The following is a 15,841-nucleotide window of genomic DNA, read 5'->3' on the forward strand; positions in this document are numbered from 1 at the left end:
CCGGAGTCCCTCCAGACCATGATTGCCCGACGCGCAGAATCCGTCGCAGAGGGCCATCGCGCGCTAAATTCGAGGAGTTCGTAGCACCCGTGTCTACCGAAAATGCTTCACCGCAGGAACCGGCTGAAAGCCAGGTTCCCGCGGAATCGATGACTTCCAAAGTCGAACACACATATGGCGCCCAGGATATTACCGTCCTCGAAGGACTCGAAGCGGTACGCAAACGCCCGGGCATGTACATCGGTTCCACCGGCCCGCGAGGCCTGCACCACTTGGTCTACGAAGTCGTCGACAACTCCGTCGATGAGGCGCTGGCAGGCTACTGCGACACCATCAACGTCACGCTGCAGGCCGATGGCGGCGTACGCTGCGAGGACAACGGCCGCGGCATTCCGGTAGACATCCACCCCACCGAGGGCAAGCCAACCGTCGAGGTCGTCATGACCATCCTGCATGCCGGCGGCAAATTCGGCGGCGGCGGCTACGCGGTCTCCGGCGGCCTGCACGGCGTGGGCATCTCCGTGGTGAACGCGCTGTCCGAGAAGGTCAACACCATCGTGCGCCGCCAGGGCCACGCATGGCGCATCGGTTTCGCCAACGGCGGCCACACCGTCCAGGAGCTGACCAAGGGCGAGGAAACCGAGCTGACCGGCACCAGCCAGACCTTCTACCCGGATCCGGAAATCTTCGAGACCACCGAATTCGATTTCGAGACGTTGCGCGCCCGCTTCCAGCAGATGGCCTTCCTGAACAAGGGCCTGCGCATCACCCTCACCGACGAGCGCGTCCAGGAGATCGAAGAGCCTGAGGCCGAAGTCGAAGAGGAAATCGAGAACCAGGTAGTCAAGCCGCGCACCGTGGACTACCTGTACAAGGACGGCCTGCTGGACTACGTCAAGCACCTGAACGCGGCGAAGAAGATCGAGCTGGTCCACGACGAGGTTATCGCCTTCGAATCCGAAGATGCAGCTCGAGGCATCAGCCTGGAAATCGCGATGCAGTGGACCAGCGCCTACGCCGAATCCGTGCACACCTACGCGAACACCATCAACACCCATGAAGGCGGCACCCACGAAGAGGGCTTCCGCGCCGCACTGACCGGCCTGCTCAACCGCTACGCGCGCGATAACAAGATCCTGCGCGAGAAGGATGACAACCTCACCGGCGAAGATGCCCGCGAAGGGTTGACCGCAGTCATCTCGGTCAAGCTCTCCGAGCCCCAGTTCGAAGGCCAGACCAAGACCAAGCTGGGCAACTCGATCGCCCGCGGCTTCGTCCAGGGAGTGGTCAACGAGGAGCTGGGCGACTGGTTCGAGCGCAACCCGAACGTGGCCCGCGACATCATCCGCAAGGCCCAGCTGGCGTCGCAGGCGCGCCTGGCCGCCCGCAAGGCCCGCGACAACGCCCGCCGCAAGTCCCCGATGGAATCGTTCGGCATGCCGGGCAAGCTCTCGGACTGCTCCTCAAAGAACCCTTCCGAGTGCGAAGTGTTCATCGTGGAGGGCGACTCCGCAGGCGGCTCCGCCAAGCGCGGCCGCGACCCGCACACCCAGGCCATCCTGCCGCTGCGCGGCAAGATCCTGAACGTGGAGCGCGCCCGCCTGGACCGCGCGCTGGGCAACGCCGAAGTGCAGGCGATGATCACCGCCTTCGGCACCGGCATCGGCGAAGAATTCGACATGGCCAAGCTGCGCTACCACAAGATCGTGCTGATGGCCGACGCCGACGTGGACGGCCAGCACATCACCACGTTGCTGCTGACCCTGATCTTCCGCTTCATGCGTCCGCTGATCGAGCACGGCTACGTCTACCTGGCGGCTCCTCCGCTGTACCGCATCAAGTGGTCCAACGCCGCCCACGACTACGTCTTCTCCGACAAGGAACGCGACGACGCGCTGCTCGCCGGCCAGGCCGCCAATAAGCGCCTGCCAAAGGACAACGGCATCCAGCGCTACAAGGGCCTGGGCGAGATGGACTATTCGGAACTGTGGGACACCACCATGGATCCGGAGCACCGCACGCTGCGCCAGGTCACCATGGACGACGCGGCAGCCGCCGACGAAGTCTTCTCCGTGCTGATGGGCGAGGATGTCGAGTCCCGGCGAAACTTCATCCAGCAGAACGCCAAGGACGTGCGCTTCCTGGATATCTAGCCGGCCGCAGCCACCACAGATATCCACCGAAGACTTTTTGACTTGTAAGGGAAGAAATTGAGCGACGAGCAAACCCCACAGGACGCGCCAATGGACGGCGAGATCATCGATGCGGTCCACGACGGCGGCCGCATCGACCAGATCGACCTGCAGACCGAAATGCAGCGGTCCTACCTCGACTACGCCATGGCAGTCATCGTCGGCCGTGCGCTGCCGGATGTGCGCGACGGACTGAAGCCGGTGCACCGCCGCGTGCTCTACGCGATGTACGACGGCGGCTACCGCCCGGAGCGCGCCTACAACAAGTGCGCCCGCGTGGTCGGCGAAGTCATGGGCCAGTACCACCCGCACGGCGACACCGCGATCTACGATGCGCTGGTGCGCCTGATCCAGGACTGGGTCATGCGCTATCCGCTGGCCCTGGGCCAGGGCAACTTCGGCTCGCCGGGCAACGACGGCGCCGCCGCCCAGCGTTACACCGAAACCAAGATGGCCCCGCTGGCCATGGAAATGGTCCGCGATATCAACGAGAACACCGTTGATTTCCAGGACAACTACGACGGCAAGAACCAGGAACCCACGGTCCTGCCGGCCCGCTTCCCGAACCTGCTGGTCAACGGCTCCTCCGGCATCGCCGTGGGCATGGCCACCAACATCCCGCCGCACAACCTGCGCGAGGTCGCCGAGGGCGTGCAGTGGTACCTGAAGAACCCTGACGTCTCCCGCGAAGAGCTGCTCGCCGAGCTGATGCTGCGCGTGAAGGGCCCGGACTTCCCGTCCGGCGCGATGATCCTGGGCACCAAGGGCATCGCCGACGCCTACCGCACCGGCCGCGGCTCGATCACCATGCGCGCCGTGGTCAACGTCGAGGAAATCCAGGGACGCACCTGCCTGGTGGTTACCGAGCTGCCGTACATGGCCAACCCGGACAACCTCGCGGTGAAGATCGCCGAGCTGGTGCGTGACGGCAAGATTTCCGGCATCGCCGACATGCGCGATGAGACCTCCGGCCGCACCGGCCAGCGCCTGGTCATCGTGCTCAAGCGCGACGCCGTGGCCAAGGTGGTGCTGAACAACCTGTACAAGCACACCGAGCTGCAGTCGAACTTCTCCGCCAACATGCTGGCGATCGTCGACGGCGTGCCGCGCACCCTGCCGCTGGACGGATTCATCCGCCACTGGGTCACCCACCAGATCGAAGTGATCGTCCGACGCACCGAATACCGCTTGAAGAAGGCCGAAGAAGAAGCCCACATCCTGCGTGGCCTGCTCAAGGCACTGGACGCCCTGGACGAGGTCATCGCGCTGATTCGCCGCTCGGCCACCACCGAGGCCGCCCGCGATGGCCTGATGGAACTGCTGAGCATCGACGAGGATCAGGCCCGCGCCATCCTGGACATGCAGCTGCGCCGCCTGGCCGCTCTAGAGCGCCAGAAGATCCAGGACCGCCACGCCGAGCTCGAGCGCATGATCGCCGAATTCCAGGCAATCATCGCTTCCCCAGCCCGCCAGCGCGAGATCGTCTCCGAAGAGCTGCAGGAAATTGTCGACAAGCACGGCGACGACCGCCGCACCAAGGTGCTGATGGGCTACGACGGCGACATGAGCGTCGAAGACCTGATCCCGGAAGAGGAAATGGTCGTCACCATCACCCGCGGCGGCTACGTCAAGCGCACTCGCATCGACAACTACCGCTCGCAGGCCCGCGGCGGCAAGGGCATCAAGGGCGCGAACCTGCGCGGGGACGACGTGGTGGAGCACTTCTTCGTCACCTCGACCCACAACTGGCTGCTGTTCTTCACCAACCACGGCCGGGTCTACCGCACCAAGTGCTACGAGCTGGCCGAAGCCGGCCGCGACGCCAAGGGCCAGCACGTGGCCAATGTGATGGCCTTCCAGCCCGATGAGCACATCGCCCAGGTGCTGGATCTGCGCACCTACCAGGATGCCGCCTACCTGATGCTGGCCACCCGCAACGGCCTGGTGAAGAAGACCCGACTGGAGGACTACGACACCAACCGCACCGCCGGCGTCATCGCGATCAACCTGCGCGACGGCGATGAACTGGTCTCCGCGCAGCTGGTCAGCGAATCCGACGATGTGATGCTCGTCTCACGCCTGGGCCAGTCGGTCCGCTTCACCGCCACCGATACCGCCCTGCGCCCAATGGGCCGCGCCACCAGCGGCGTCACCGGCATGAAGTTCCGCGACGGGGATGAGCTGCTGGCAGCGGACGTGGTCCGCGAGGGATCCTTCGTGTTCACCGTGACCAACGAAGGCTACGCAAAGCGCACAACGGTCGAGGAATACCGCGTGCAATCCCGTGGTGGCTTGGGCATTAAGGTGGCCAAGCTCAATGAGGAACGCGGCGAGCTGGTTGGCGCGCTGATCGTCGACGAGACCGATGAGGTCTTGGTGGTGATGGGCTCGGGCAAGGTGGTCCGCTCCGCAGTTTCGCAGGTTCCTTCCAAGGGCCGCGACACGATGGGCGTCATCTTCGCCAAGCCGGACAAGAAGGACCGCATCCTCGCCGTTGCCAAGAACTCTGAGACCGGGCTCGAGGAGAACTCGGAGGAAAATGCCGTAACGTTGGACGCAGAAAACACGATCGACGAGTCATCGGCTGCGCCAGAAACTGATTCCGGCGCCGAAAACGAAGACAACACTAACGGAGGTAACGCATGAGCACGCCCTCGACGCCACGCCCCAGCGGCGGTGCCCCGAAGAGCGCAGCGCCGCGACCTACCCAGGTAAAGCGTCCGGCTCCGACCGGTACAGGCTCCCGCCCGGCTAGCGCCGGCGCACGACCAGCGGCAGGACAGTCGCGTCCAGCGGGCCAGCGCCCGGCGGGATCGCCGCAGCGCCCTGCAGGCCAGCGCCCAACCGGCCAGCAGCGTCCAGCCAATGGCCAGGAACGCCTGGTTCGCCCAGCCCCCAAGGCCAAGGTCCGCAAGGCCCGCCTGCTGGTATCTAAGGTGGAACCCTTCTCGGTACTTAAGCTGGCCTTCCTGCTCTCGGTCGCCTTTGGCGTGATCACGGTGGTTGCAGCCGTAGGCATCTGGGCCGTACTGGACTTGACCGGAACCTTTGATTCGTTCAACCAGCTGATGCGCGACGCCATCGGCGCCGACGGAAACTTCGACCTGCGCGACACCATGTCGCTGGGCCAGGTGGCTTCCTACGCGACAATCATCGCCGTGGTGAACGTTGTGGTGATTTCCGTGGTCTCCATGCTTGGCGCGGTGCTGTACAACATTGCAGCTTCGCTGGTCGGCGGCGCCGGGGTTACCCTCACCGACGACTAGGAACACCCCTTGTCGAGCCCGGGATTCGTGCTGTGATGCATGACACCCGGGCTCGATTTGTATCTTTCGGGGAACACCGGTAAAGTTTTATTTCGTTCCGAAGGGAACAAAACAAAAGCAAGGGCGTATAGCTCAGGCGGTTAGAGCGCTTCGCTGATAACGAAGAGGTCCCAAGTTCAAGTCTTGGTACGCCCACGGAAACCTTGCTGGAGGGAAAGAGGAAGCAATGAAAAAGTTCCTGGTTCTCGCATCGATCGCGACTGCTGCAGTAGTCTTGGTCAAGAAGGCGAAGGCTTCGTCGGAAACAAAGGAAACCTGGCATCAGGTAGCCGATAAAGTTTCCTAAAGCTTTTGGGGCCTTAGCTCAGTTGGTAGAGCGTCTGCTTTGCAAGCAGAATGTCAGGAGTTCGATTCTCCTAGGCTCCACAAAAGAAAGTGGCGGAAAGTGAAAACTTTCCGCTAATTCTTTTTGATTGGTTCAGCTGAATTGATCACGGGGCGGAAGCTTCAGAATTGCATACGGGGCCTTAGCTCAGTTGGTAGAGCGTCTGCTTTGCAAGCAGAATGTCAGGAGTTCGATTCTCCTAGGCTCCACATTTGCCAAAAGGCGGAAAGCGACAGCTTTCCGCCTTTTGCGCATCTGAAAGACTTTTCTGTCCAGCTAGTGCCGGATCCTGGCCATCCGGACCTGCTCATAGTGCCCAAGCAGCTGCTGGCCAATGCCGTGCCAAGAACGATCCTGGACACTGCTCAGCGCGGCGCTGGCAAAAGCCAGGCGTTTTGCATCGTCGTACGCCAAGTCGCTGACGCGGCTGCGCAGTTCATCAAGATTCCCCGGCTGGTAGAGCCAACCGGTGCGCGAGGAATCCACCAGATCCAGCGGTCCCCCACGTCCTACGGCTACCACAGGCACGCCGCAGGCCATCGCTTCCTGAATGGTCTGGCAGAAGGTCTCCGAGGCTCCGGGATGGACGAAAATGTCCATCGAGGCCATGACCTCGCTCAAGCGCTCCCCTGAAAGGAAACCGGTGAAGTGGGCATTGGGGAGCAAGCTGCGCAGTTCGTCCTCGAGCGGGCCGGAACCGACAATCACCAGGCGGGTATTCTCAAGGTCCGCCAAGGCCTGCAGGTCGGCAACCTGCTTCTCTGCCGCCAGCCGGCCGACATAGCCAATGACCACCTCGTCATTCGGGGCGACCGCCTGTCTGAAGTGCTCGCTGCGCCGTCGTGGCGTGAACTGGGCTGTATCGACCCCCCTGCCTGAAATGGCCAGGCGCTGGACGCCCAGGGATTCGAGCTGCTGGTAGGAAAACGTACTTGGCACCAGCGTCAGGTCCGCGCCGGTGTGGATCGCTCTGACGTGCTCCCAGAGCCTTTGGGTAAGCCATGGCATCTTATAGCGCGCCGCGTAGCTTGGAACCTCGGTCTGATACAGCGCCACCGTGGGCAAGTCCAGCTCTTGTGCGGCGCGCAGCGCCTGCCAGCCCAGGATGAACGGGCTAGCCAGATGAACGACATCTGCTCTCTCTCGAGCCAGCAATTTGCGCAGCCGGCTAACGCTGGTAGTAGCGACCCGCACCTCCGGATAGCTGGCCAACGGCATGGAAGGAACCGTGAGGATCTTGAAGCCCTGGTAGATCTTTGGCACGCCGTGGCCCGACAACTCCCCTGCCAGCGAGCCTGCGGGGGTGATGACGACGGCTTCATGGCCCGTCTGTCTCAGGTGGTCCAAGGTCTTGAGGATTGAGTTGGTCACCCCATTGAAATGGGGAAGGAACGATTCAGCGACAATTGCTACCTTCACGTCTCCAGCATGAGGATTGCCAGTGACACCCAAGTTAATATGGCTAGGGCAAAGGATTAACTTCAGTTGTCTCGTTGTGGCGGCACCTCATTAGTGGCAGACTACCTAGGTGCCGAATGAACAGCCCAGCCCTTTCAACGTCGAGGCGAACGCCAAAGAAACCGAAAGAAACTCCCGCATTGCGGTACTGCTCTTCCCTGTGCTGATATTGCTCGGCGGATTATGCGGAATGCTCATGCCCCAAGCGTTCTTGGGACTTTCCAGTTGGATCAATCCGCTGCTGATGGTGATCATGTTCTGCATGGGGCTGACCTTGACCATGCCGGATTTCGCGTTGGTGTTCAAGAATCCCTTGCCGGTACTGTGCGGTGTCGCAGCGCAGTTCATCATCATGCCTTCGATGGGCTGGCTGGTAGCCACGATGCTGCAACTTGAACCGGCATTGGCAGCCGGCCTGATTCTGGTTGGCTGCGCGCCCGGAGGCACGGCTTCCAACGTGGTTTCGTACTTGGCTCGCGGCAATGTTGCTCTGTCCGTCGCCATGACTTCGGTGTCGACCTTGCTCGCACCTTTGCTGACTCCAGCGCTGGCCTTGTGGCTCGCTGGCCACTACATGCCGGTCGATGCGGGATCCATGGCAATCAGTGTTGTCGAGATCGTCTTGATCCCGGTGGTGCTGGGCATCTTCCTGCGCATGCTGTTCAATCGGTTCGTGGACAAGGTCAGCGGTGCGCTGCCATGGCTGTCGGTGCTGGCCATTACATTCGTGGTGACGGTCATCGTCGCGGGCAGCGCGCAGACAATCGTGACGGCCGGGCTGCTGGTCTTGGTGGCGGTAGTCTTGCATAATGCACTGGGCCTGGCATTGGGATATGCCATCGGCATCCTCCTGCGGGTTCCCGAGGATTCCCGGCGCACGATTGCCATCGAAGTCGGCATGCAGAACTCGGGTCTTGCCGGAGGGCTGGCGAAGCAATACTTCTCGCCGGAGGCGGCGCTGCCGGGTGCCGTATTCTCTGTTTGGCATAACTTGTCCGGCGCATTGATCGCTGCATACTGGCGGAGAAAAACGGTAAAATAGACAGAAAACATGGCGTTTTGCAGTTCATATGCCGAATTGTGCATATTTTGACTCTTCCACGGAATCGCCGGTTTCGCCGGCTTCGGCATATGAATGAAGCCCCTGCGTTCGGAAACTGTAATCTGGGTTGGTGACCATCTTGCTTGCCCTGGTCGGAATCCTCGGTATTTCGGCATCCGGCCCCATAATCGCCGCCTTCCCGGGTGTCCCGGTTCTCTCCATGGCCTTCTGGCGCAATGGCGCTGCCGCGGCTGTGCTCAGCGCACCGGCGCTGCGCAAAAATTCAAAAGCCTATCTGCAGATGACCGGGCGGGAATGGTTCTTCACCGGGATTGCCGGCGTGGCTCTTGCATTGCATTTCGTATGCTTCATGTATTCGATGCGGCTGACCAGTGTGGCTGCCGGTACGGCGCTGGTGTGCATCCAAGGTGTCTGGATCGCGATTTACCAGGTTCTGCGCGGCACCAAATACCGGACCCAGGTTTTCCTTGGCATGGGCGTTGCGCTGCTTGGTGCCATCATCATCACGGGTTTCGATATGGGACTGGGGCGGGACGCCATCATTGGCGATCTGCTGGCCTTGGCCGGCGGCATCTTGGCCGCGGTATACACGCTGGCCGGATCCGTGGCACGAAGGACCTTGGGAACTGCAACATATGCCTCGAGCTGCTATGCGTTTACCGCCGTCGTGCTATTGATCCTGTGCCTCGTGACTGGGACCCCTATCTGGGGTTTTGACGCTCGAGGATGGATAGGGATCATTCTGCTGACGCTTTGCGCCCAGATCTTCGGCCATACCGCCATGAATCACTTGCTCAGCGTGCTCGGTCCGCTGACGGTTTCGACGCTGATTCTGCTTGAGATCCCTGGAGCAGCAATCCTGGCGGCATTGTTCTTAGGCCAGGTAGTTTCTATCGCTACCTATGTCGGGTTGGCGGTGATACTCGTAGGGCTTGCCCTCGTGATCCGAGGGCAAGCCCAACCAAAAATTGAAGCCTAGCCAGGATTACTTGTCATCTTCGAGGATTTCGCGGATTTCTTCCACGCTTGCTTCCCTTGATTCAGCAGGCTGGTGCGGCTGTGCAGGAAGCGGCTCGTTCTCCCATGGATCCTCAATAGGCTTCGAGGCTTTCCACACGGCAACCAGCACCGCGACAAGTCCCGCAATCAAGCCAACGGCTAGTACTTTTCCTGCTTTGCTCTTCTTGCTCATGCATTGCTCCCGATCCGAAGAAATTCACACTAACCGACAGTTCAAGACTAGGCAGTTCCATGCCAAGTAGCCAGCATAAGCGGACCAGCAGCCTGAAAGTCATCCAAATTTTCACTCAACGCGTACGTCAGTATTTAGCGGGTCGAGCATAGATCATGGAAGAATGAGGGCATGACCGCAAACGCAACTCATAAAGCCACGATTCACACTACTTTGGGCGATATCGTTGTCGAGCTCTTCGGCAACCACGCACCGAAGACCGTAAAGAACTTCGTTGGCCTGTCGACCGGTGAGCAGGAGTGGGTACACCCAGAATCCGGTGACAAGAAGTCCAACACCCCGCTGTACAGCGGAACCATCTTCCACCGCATCATTTCCGATTTCATGATTCAGGGTGGCGACCCACTGGGCCAGGGCTTCGGCGGCCCAGGCTACCAGTTCGATGATGAGATCCACCCAGAACTGAACTTCAACGAGCCTTACAAGCTGGCTATGGCCAATGCGGGTATCCGCATGGGTCGTGGAACTAACGGTTCGCAGTTCTTCATCACCACCGTTCCTACCACCTGGCTGCAGGGCAAGCACACCATCTTCGGTGAAGTTGTCGATGCAGATTCCCGCAAGGTCGTTGACGCATTGAACGCCGTTGCTACCGATGGCCGTGACAAGCCACTGGAAGACGTCGTCATCAACTCGGTCGACATCGAGACCCTGTAACAGCACAGGCGCACCACCACGAGGCTCCGGCGATTCCTAGCAGGCATTGCCGGGGCCTCGGGCATTTAATCCTTACTCCCCCAACGCAAGGCAGGTACCGATGTCCTTCGGACAGGTTTCCCCAGAGGGCCAAGCTGCTCCTACGTGCTTTCGGCATCCGCAGACGGTGTCCTATGTTTCGTGCAACCGCTGTGGGCGCTCGATCTGCCCGCAGTGCCAGGTCTCTGCACCCGTGGGTGTGCACTGTGTGGACTGCGTAGCGCAAGCCAATAAGAACCTGCCACAGCAGAAAACCCAGTTCGGTGGCCGGGCCCGCTCCGGCGCCCCTGTTGTCACGTACACGTTCATCGGCCTGAACGTGCTGGTGTATCTGCTGCAGTGGATCATCCCCGGATTCACTAATCAGCTTGTACTCGCCCCCGCTCTGGCTGCCTATGAGCCATGGCGCCTGATAACCAGCGCCTTTGCCCACTCCACGAGTTCCTTCCTGCACCTGGCCATGAACATGTACGGTGTCTACATCTTCGGGACGATGCTCGAGCCGCGAATGGGGCGGCTGCGCTTCACCTGGCTATACCTGCTCAGTGCCTTTGGCGGCTCACTGGGAGTTCTCCTGCTGAGCGATCCGCTCAGCGCCACGCTCGGAGCTTCAGGCGCATTGGCGGGACTATTCCTCGCGACTTTCGTCGTGTTCCGATCCAATAAGCAGGCACTTCGCTCCATGGGAATCATCCTTGCCTTGAATGTGGCTCTGGGCTTCGTGATTTCCGGTATCTCGTGGCAGGGACACCTGGGCGGCGCGATTTTGGGTATTCTCGGAGCCTGCTGCATCGTGCTTATCCCGAGAAGTAATCCACAACGTGCGCGAACGCAGATACTTTTGCTCACTGCCCTCTCGATTGCGTTGCTAGCCGCGGTCTACATTTCCACCGAAGCTGTGAAGTGGCCCTTGGGGTAATTCGAAAAAACGACGAACCGTTTATCCACACTGCTTATCCACACTGTTAATAACTTACAAGCGTGTAACTCTCTGCGCATAAAGGTTATTAACAGCTCTGCTCCCCCTTGATATCAAGGGTATTCGCCTTCAAGCACGCAATACTCACAGCTTTGTCCCCAACTGTGGATAACTTTTAAACAACCCCTGTAGATAGTGCATATACGAACCCCAAGTCTGTTAATAACTTTGGGTTCGAAAGTTTAAACGAATCTGGCAAATCGCGGCGTAAATGGCGAACCCAAGCCTTATCCACAATGGAAATCCACAGTGTTAATAACTTACAAGCATGTGATTTCACGCCTTGGAAGCGCACTTGACTTGGTAGCCTTGAAGAAATCCACTCAATATCCCCCATTTTTCCCCAGCTGTGGATAACTTTGTGAACAACTGTTCATTAAAGTTGTGCACAAAGACTGTGGATAAAAGTTCTAGCCTGTGGATTACTTGGTGAAGACTGGAAGGATCAGCATGCTCGCGAAGATGAGCATGACGAAACCGATGGCTATATCCAGTACTTGCCACGCTTTCGGCTTTGCGAAGAGCGGGGCCAGGAACCGCGCGCCATAGGCGAGTGCGAAGAACCAAGTAAAGCTGGCAAGGATGGCACCAATGGCGAAGTGAGGTGCGCCCGCGGCTTGGGAAGTGGCCATTGACCCCAGAAGCAGAACCGTATCGATATACACATGCGGGTTCAGCCAGGTGAGGGCCAAAGTCGTTCCGACGATTGAAGCGACCGATGTTGCGCCAGGCAGTGCAGAGACCTTCAGCGCTTCGGGCTTCAACGCCCGACGGAAAGCGAAAATCGCGTAGCTTGCCAAGAAGATGAAACCGCCAATTCGCGCAATCATCAATAGCCAAGGCGCTCGCTCGACCAGTGCTCCCATGCCACTGGCGCCGGCGGCAATCAATACTGCGTCTGACAACGAACACACCAGCGCAGTGATGAAAACATGTTCTTTCCGTATTCCTTGGCGCAAGACGAAAGCGTTTTGCGCACCAATGGCGATGATGAGGGACAAGCCCGTGGTGAAGCCGAAGAACAAGGGTCCAGAGAACATGTAAAAACTGTAAGAGAATCCTTAAACTGCGTCGAACTTAAGTTCCTGAATCTACATTAGAGTTCCTTATGTGAATATGGATGTGGAACAACTTGAAACCCTGCTGGCAGTTGTGGATGCGGGAAGTTTCGATGATGCCTCAATTGATCTGGGTATTACCGCCTCGGCGGTCAGCCAGCGCATCAAAGCGCTGGAGAATCGTTTGGGGGCAATTCTGCTAGTTCGCAGTCGACCGGTTGCTGCCACCGAGCAAGGAACCAAAGTACTGCGCTATGCGCGTCAGATGTCCTTGCTCAGTGCAGAGTTCTCATACGAGATCGCCTCGGAGAAACCAGTCCAGATCGCGATCGGAGTCAACGCGGATTCGCTTTCCACATGGTTCGGTCCGGTATTCTCCGAGCTCGCCAAATTTGAGGACCTTTCCTGCGAAATTGTGCGAACGGATGAAAACAGGGGACTGGAGCTGCTTCGGACAGGCCGTGTCAGTGCAGTGGTCACGAATTCTGAAGAGAACATCCAGGGATGCATCAGCCAGAAGCTGGGGGCAATGCGCTACCGCGCGGCAGCGAAAGCTACGGTGGCCCAACGCCATGTACCCACCGGGAGCGCGGATGAACTGATTCGCACCCCTATGGTGGTCTTTGATCGCGAGGATCCTTTGCAGCACCTCATGCTCGAGCGGGCTGCCGGAGCCAAGGCGCGCCCGGCGGGACAGATCCACCATGTACCGGACTCCGTGCAATTTGTTGCGGCCATCGAAGCAGGGATGGGATGGGGGATGGTACCGGAGCCGCAGCTGCAGAAAGCCAAGGGGCTGCAGGTGCTCAACGAGCAATGGTTTATCGATGTGCCACTGTATTTTCAGCGCTGGGCGGTGGATTCGCCAATCCTCAGGCGGATAGGTGGCATATTGGTCACAGCCGCAAGACAGCATGACCTGCATTTGCTAGCCTGAGGTGGTCACCAGCAATAACTGCTTGGACCCGGACGAGGGAGCCGTACCCGGAACGCGACAAGACGGCCAGAAAGTATCTGGCATGCATTGGATAGTTTTGATCGTTTCCGGACTCTTTGAAGCCGTATGGGCCGTCGCTCTTGGCATGAGCGAGGGTTTCTCGAAACTCGTTCCGACCATCGTCTTCTTCGTTGGTCTGGTTATCTCCATGGGCGGACTGGCCTACGCAATGAAAGAGATCCCCGTGGGCACCGCGTATGCCGTTTGGGTGGGCATTGGCGCCTCGCTTGCCGTCATCTACTCGATGGCCACCGGGCAGGAAGCATTCAGCGTGCTGAAGATGGTCTTCATTCTCGGCCTCGTCGGCTGCATCATCGGATTGAAAGCTGTCAGCCACTAATAGCAACGGCCGCCATTAAACAGCTTCGCCGGTCCCTTTCATCAAGGGGACCGGCGATAGGCCTATTTCCAGCCTGTTGTCATGAAGAATCCGACCATGGCGATTCCGAAGCCGACGACGATGTTCCATCCGCCGATATTCGGAATCGGGTACAGGGTCTGCGAAACGTAATAAACGATGATCCACAGCAGGCCCAGAAGCATCAGTCCGAACATGACTGGCTTGTACCAGCCCGGCATCGGCTTATCGATGGCATGGGAGTTCTGGCGCGTCTCCTGCGGCTGTGAATTCTTCTTGCGTCGTGGCTTTGACTCCGGCACTCGAATGCTCCCTCGGCTTCATCTGCTTAATGTAGTAAATGTGGGTGACCTTCAGGTCTTCCCGGTAGGCTTGGGTGCAAGAATGCTGAGAACTGCTTAGTGCATTCCTACGTAGCTTCAATACTAGCCGTTACCCGCTGGAACTCTGGGTTTTGGCCAGCATCGGCCCACGTTAGTTGACCTGATTCGCGCATTTCTTTTGCCTAAGGAGCCAGACCGCCGTGAACCGAACCGCCACAGCGCAGGGTCGTCGCATGCAGCGTCGACAACCGTCGGCAGGGAACCGTATCGCCGGGTTCTTTGGTGAGCTGCTGATTACCCTTGGCATCCTGCTGATGCTCTACGTGGTGTGGGAACTGTGGTGGACGAACATCGACTCGGCACAGGCCCAGAAGGAAGTCACCGCAAATCTCGTGCAGGAACTCGGCGACGTGAAGGTGCCGGAAATCAATGAGGAAGAAGAAGAGGAGAAGGACTACGGTCCGGCTCCGGTCACGGAATTGGTTCCCGGAGAAACCTTCGGCATCATGTACTTCCCGCGCTTCGGCGCTAATGGTTCGCACCACCCGGTGACCTACGGTGTGGAAGACCACGTGATCGACAACCTCGGCATCGGGCATTATCCGACCACGCAGCAGCCGGGGGAGCTAGGCAACTTCGCTGTCGCGGCCCACCGCCAGACCCATGGCCAGGTCTTCTGGGACATCGACAAGCTGCAGGATGGCGACAAGATCTATCTGCAGACCGCCAAAGGGTATTACACCTATACCTGGTACGCCACCGAGATTGTGGCTCCCTCCAACGGAGATGTCCTGTTGCCCACCCCGCACCAGTGGGGAGTGGAGCCAACGAAGTCGATCCTGACCATGACCACCTGCCATCCGAAGTACTCGACCCAGCAACGCATGATCGCTTACTCGGAACTCACCGACTGGCGCCCCCTGGACGCGGGACCGCCGAAGGAAATCCGCGACATGGTCATTGACGCAACGAGCTAGGAGAAGAAATGTACGCCTGGATATTCAGAAACCTGCCCGGCCCTTTGTGGCTTCGTATTCTTGAAGCATTGATTCTCATTGCCGCGATCGTGCTATTACTGATGATGTACGTTTTTCCATGGCTGAACCAGTACATCAGCCCATTTACCGATTCAACGATTGGCCAGAGCACACCGTGAGCAGCACCAAGATCCTTGTGATCGACAATTACGACAGCTTTGTGTACACCCTCGTAGGCTACTTGCAGGAGCTGGGCGCGGAAACCGCCGTTTACCGCAACGACGATCTGAGCGTTGAGGAAGCGACCAAGCTGGCCGCAGACTACGACGGCGTGCTGATTTCCCCAGGGCCCGGAGAGCCTGCAGGAGCTGGCGTCAGCATCGATCTGATCAAGTGGTGCGGAGCGCAGCGCAAGCCGATGCTCGGCGTCTGCCTCGGGCACCAGGCGCTCGCCGAGGCCTATGGCGGAACGGTCACGCACGCGGAAGAGCTGATGCACGGGAAGACCTCGCTGGTCAACCACGAGAACCACCCGGTCTTCAACCAGGTAGCCAACCCGTTCACCGCAACGCGTTACCACTCCCTGGCAGCGGTCCGCGAGAGCATCCCGGCTGAGCTGGAGATCATTGCGGCGACCGCCGGTGGAGTCATCATGGGCTTGGCGCACCGCGAAGCGCCGCTGTGGGGCCTGCAGTACCATCCGGAGTCGGTGCTGACCGAACAGGGCTACCAGATGCTGGGCAACTGGCTGGAGTTCGTAGGACTGAAGGGCGCGGCCGAGAGGGCCGCTGCCCTGAGCCCGCTATTCAGCGGAGAATAACTGGCTGACGGCTAGTC

General features: G+C 59.4%; 18 protein-coding genes, 3 tRNA genes and 1 riboswitch. Of the genes, 16 read left to right on the forward strand and 5 right to left on the reverse strand.

The genetic code is table 11. The annotated features are described in order from the left end of the window. The first annotated feature begins 149 nt into the window (after nucleotides 1–149). From gyrB to BKX98_RS10645, 7 genes are all read left to right on the forward strand, one after another. Entirely contained in the window at nucleotides 150–2,153 is a 2,004-nt protein-coding gene (gene gyrB, locus BKX98_RS10620) for a DNA topoisomerase (ATP-hydrolyzing) subunit B (RefSeq protein WP_210416711.1), read from the forward strand. Nucleotides 2,154–2,210: 57 nt separating this feature from the next. Continuing rightward, nucleotides 2,211–4,838 (forward strand): DNA gyrase subunit A, encoded by a 2,628-nt coding sequence (gyrA, locus tag BKX98_RS10625; protein WP_073707187.1) that lies wholly within the window; start codon nucleotides 2,211–2,213, stop codon nucleotides 4,836–4,838. Continuing rightward, entirely contained in the window at nucleotides 4,835–5,458 is a 624-nt protein-coding gene (locus BKX98_RS10630; RefSeq protein WP_038992733.1) for a DUF3566 domain-containing protein, read from the forward strand. Before gyrA ends, BKX98_RS10630 begins: the two co-directional genes overlap by 4 nt. Before the next feature lie 121 nt (nucleotides 5,459–5,579). Beyond that, a tRNA-Ile gene (locus BKX98_RS10635) sits at nucleotides 5,580–5,653 on the forward strand. A gap of 31 nt (nucleotides 5,654–5,684) precedes the next feature. Next, nucleotides 5,685–5,804 (forward strand): DLW-39 family protein, encoded by a 120-nt coding sequence (locus BKX98_RS17410; RefSeq protein ID WP_211286071.1) that lies wholly within the window; start codon nucleotides 5,685–5,687, stop codon nucleotides 5,802–5,804. Nucleotides 5,805–5,811: 7 nt separating this feature from the next. Further along, nucleotides 5,812–5,884, forward strand: a tRNA-Ala gene (locus BKX98_RS10640). 95 nt (nucleotides 5,885–5,979) lie between these two features. Next, nucleotides 5,980–6,052: transfer RNA gene (locus BKX98_RS10645), tRNA-Ala, on the forward strand. A 67-nt stretch (nucleotides 6,053–6,119) separates the two neighbouring features. Here BKX98_RS10645 and BKX98_RS10650 read toward each other — a convergent pair. Both BKX98_RS10650 and BKX98_RS17270 read right to left on the reverse strand, forming a co-directional pair. Next, nucleotides 6,120–7,262 carry a glycosyltransferase family 1 protein gene (locus tag BKX98_RS10650; RefSeq protein WP_198934363.1) on the reverse strand — a complete coding sequence of 381 codons (1,143 nt, stop codon included), beginning with the start codon at nucleotides 7,260–7,262 and terminating at the stop codon, nucleotides 6,120–6,122. A 105-nt stretch (nucleotides 7,263–7,367) separates the two neighbouring features. Beyond that, nucleotides 7,368–7,565, reverse strand: coding sequence for a hypothetical protein (locus BKX98_RS17270; RefSeq protein WP_233125346.1), 198 nt, complete (start codon nucleotides 7,563–7,565; stop codon nucleotides 7,368–7,370). Between BKX98_RS17270 and BKX98_RS10655 the strand changes: the two genes are divergently transcribed. Both BKX98_RS10655 and BKX98_RS10660 read left to right on the forward strand, forming a co-directional pair. Next, nucleotides 7,564–8,343, forward strand: coding sequence for a bile acid:sodium symporter family protein (locus BKX98_RS10655; protein WP_233125347.1), 780 nt, complete (start codon nucleotides 7,564–7,566; stop codon nucleotides 8,341–8,343). The genes BKX98_RS17270 and BKX98_RS10655 overlap by 2 nt on opposite strands. Nucleotides 8,344–8,473: 130 nt before the next feature. Further along, nucleotides 8,474–9,343 carry a DMT family transporter gene (locus tag BKX98_RS10660; RefSeq protein WP_073707278.1) on the forward strand — a complete coding sequence of 290 codons (870 nt, stop codon included), beginning with the start codon at nucleotides 8,474–8,476 and terminating at the stop codon, nucleotides 9,341–9,343. 6 nt (nucleotides 9,344–9,349) lie between these two features. On the opposite strand, the gene BKX98_RS16860 is transcribed toward BKX98_RS10660, so the two are convergent. Next, nucleotides 9,350–9,556 (reverse strand): hypothetical protein, encoded by a 207-nt coding sequence (locus tag BKX98_RS16860; RefSeq protein ID WP_128470857.1) that lies wholly within the window; start codon nucleotides 9,554–9,556, stop codon nucleotides 9,350–9,352. A gap of 171 nt (nucleotides 9,557–9,727) precedes the next feature. Between BKX98_RS16860 and BKX98_RS10665 the strand changes: the two genes are divergently transcribed. Together BKX98_RS10665 and BKX98_RS10670 are read left to right on the forward strand one after the other, a co-directional pair. Continuing rightward, nucleotides 9,728–10,273 carry a peptidylprolyl isomerase gene (locus tag BKX98_RS10665; protein WP_038992728.1) on the forward strand — a complete coding sequence of 182 codons (546 nt, stop codon included), beginning with the start codon at nucleotides 9,728–9,730 and terminating at the stop codon, nucleotides 10,271–10,273. Nucleotides 10,274–10,505: 232 nt separating this feature from the next. Next, entirely contained in the window at nucleotides 10,506–11,231 is a 726-nt protein-coding gene (locus BKX98_RS10670; protein WP_066142746.1) for a rhomboid family intramembrane serine protease, read from the forward strand. 482 nt (nucleotides 11,232–11,713) lie between these two features. Here BKX98_RS10670 and BKX98_RS10675 read toward each other — a convergent pair whose 3' ends face one another. After that, nucleotides 11,714–12,331, reverse strand: a complete 618-nt coding sequence (locus BKX98_RS10675; protein WP_052253937.1) for a LysE/ArgO family amino acid transporter — start codon at nucleotides 12,329–12,331, stop codon at nucleotides 11,714–11,716. Nucleotides 12,332–12,407: 76 nt separating this feature from the next. Between BKX98_RS10675 and BKX98_RS10680 the strand changes: the two genes are divergently transcribed. After that, the gene (locus tag BKX98_RS10680; protein WP_073707190.1) at nucleotides 12,408–13,286 is read left to right on the forward strand and encodes an ArgP/LysG family DNA-binding transcriptional regulator; all 879 of its coding nucleotides are present in this window, start codon (nucleotides 12,408–12,410) and stop codon (nucleotides 13,284–13,286) included. Between the two features lie 3 nt (nucleotides 13,287–13,289). After that, a riboswitch (guanidine-III (ykkC-III) riboswitch) is annotated at nucleotides 13,290–13,357 on the forward strand. 11 nt (nucleotides 13,358–13,368) lie between these two features. Next, on the forward strand, nucleotides 13,369–13,686 hold the full coding sequence (locus tag BKX98_RS10685) for a multidrug efflux SMR transporter (RefSeq protein WP_038992722.1): 318 nt from the start codon (nucleotides 13,369–13,371) through the stop codon (nucleotides 13,684–13,686). A 62-nt stretch (nucleotides 13,687–13,748) separates the two neighbouring features. Here BKX98_RS10685 and BKX98_RS10690 read toward each other — a convergent pair whose 3' ends face one another. Beyond that, on the reverse strand, nucleotides 13,749–14,006 hold the full coding sequence (locus tag BKX98_RS10690; protein WP_038992721.1) for a cell division protein CrgA: 258 nt from the start codon (nucleotides 14,004–14,006) through the stop codon (nucleotides 13,749–13,751). Nucleotides 14,007–14,260: 254 nt separating this feature from the next. On the opposite strand from BKX98_RS10690, the gene BKX98_RS10695 reads away from it, so the two are divergent. The 3 genes from BKX98_RS10695 to BKX98_RS10700 are packed head-to-tail and all read left to right on the forward strand — an operon-like array spanning nucleotide 14,261 to nucleotide 15,824. Continuing rightward, nucleotides 14,261–15,004 carry a class E sortase gene (locus BKX98_RS10695; protein ID WP_233125348.1) on the forward strand — a complete coding sequence of 248 codons (744 nt, stop codon included), beginning with the start codon at nucleotides 14,261–14,263 and terminating at the stop codon, nucleotides 15,002–15,004. An 8-nt stretch (nucleotides 15,005–15,012) separates the two neighbouring features. Then, nucleotides 15,013–15,183, forward strand: a complete 171-nt coding sequence (locus tag BKX98_RS17140; protein ID WP_038992718.1) for a hypothetical protein — start codon at nucleotides 15,013–15,015, stop codon at nucleotides 15,181–15,183. Beyond that, nucleotides 15,180–15,824 carry an aminodeoxychorismate/anthranilate synthase component II gene (locus tag BKX98_RS10700; RefSeq protein ID WP_073707192.1) on the forward strand — a complete coding sequence of 215 codons (645 nt, stop codon included), beginning with the start codon at nucleotides 15,180–15,182 and terminating at the stop codon, nucleotides 15,822–15,824. The genes BKX98_RS17140 and BKX98_RS10700 overlap by 4 nt, the downstream gene beginning before the upstream one ends. Nucleotides 15,825–15,841 lie beyond the last annotated feature (17 nt).

This window comes from Glutamicibacter sp. 0426, from assembly GCF_001906485.1.
GTDB classification, from domain to species: domain Bacteria; phylum Actinomycetota; class Actinomycetes; order Actinomycetales; family Micrococcaceae; genus Glutamicibacter; species Glutamicibacter nicotianae.

Excerpts from the sequence above, each read along its gene's own strand:
- BKX98_RS10685 (WP_038992722.1), top strand. The coding sequence starts at position 13,369 with ATGCATTGGATAGTTTTGATCGTTTCCGGACTCTTTGAAGCCGTATGG.
- BKX98_RS10655 (WP_233125347.1), top strand. The coding sequence starts at position 7,564 with ATGGGGCTGACCTTGACCATGCCGGATTTCGCGTTGGTGTTCAAGAAT.
- BKX98_RS10680 (WP_073707190.1), top strand. The coding sequence starts at position 12,408 with ATGGATGTGGAACAACTTGAAACCCTGCTGGCAGTTGTGGATGCGGGA.
- BKX98_RS10675 (WP_052253937.1), bottom strand. The coding sequence starts at position 12,331 with ATGTTCTCTGGACCCTTGTTCTTCGGCTTCACCACGGGCTTGTCCCTC.
- BKX98_RS16860 (WP_128470857.1), bottom strand. The coding sequence starts at position 9,556 with ATGAGCAAGAAGAGCAAAGCAGGAAAAGTACTAGCCGTTGGCTTGATT.
- BKX98_RS17410 (WP_211286071.1), top strand. The coding sequence starts at position 5,685 with ATGAAAAAGTTCCTGGTTCTCGCATCGATCGCGACTGCTGCAGTAGTC.
- BKX98_RS17140 (WP_038992718.1), top strand. The coding sequence starts at position 15,013 with ATGTACGCCTGGATATTCAGAAACCTGCCCGGCCCTTTGTGGCTTCGT.
- BKX98_RS10695 (WP_233125348.1), top strand. The coding sequence starts at position 14,261 with ATGCAGCGTCGACAACCGTCGGCAGGGAACCGTATCGCCGGGTTCTTT.
- BKX98_RS10630 (WP_038992733.1), top strand. The coding sequence starts at position 4,835 with ATGAGCACGCCCTCGACGCCACGCCCCAGCGGCGGTGCCCCGAAGAGC.
- gyrB (WP_210416711.1), top strand. The coding sequence starts at position 150 with ATGACTTCCAAAGTCGAACACACATATGGCGCCCAGGATATTACCGTC.
- BKX98_RS17270 (WP_233125346.1), bottom strand. The coding sequence starts at position 7,565 with ATGCAGAACATGATCACCATCAGCAGCGGATTGATCCAACTGGAAAGT.
- BKX98_RS10665 (WP_038992728.1), top strand. The coding sequence starts at position 9,728 with ATGACCGCAAACGCAACTCATAAAGCCACGATTCACACTACTTTGGGC.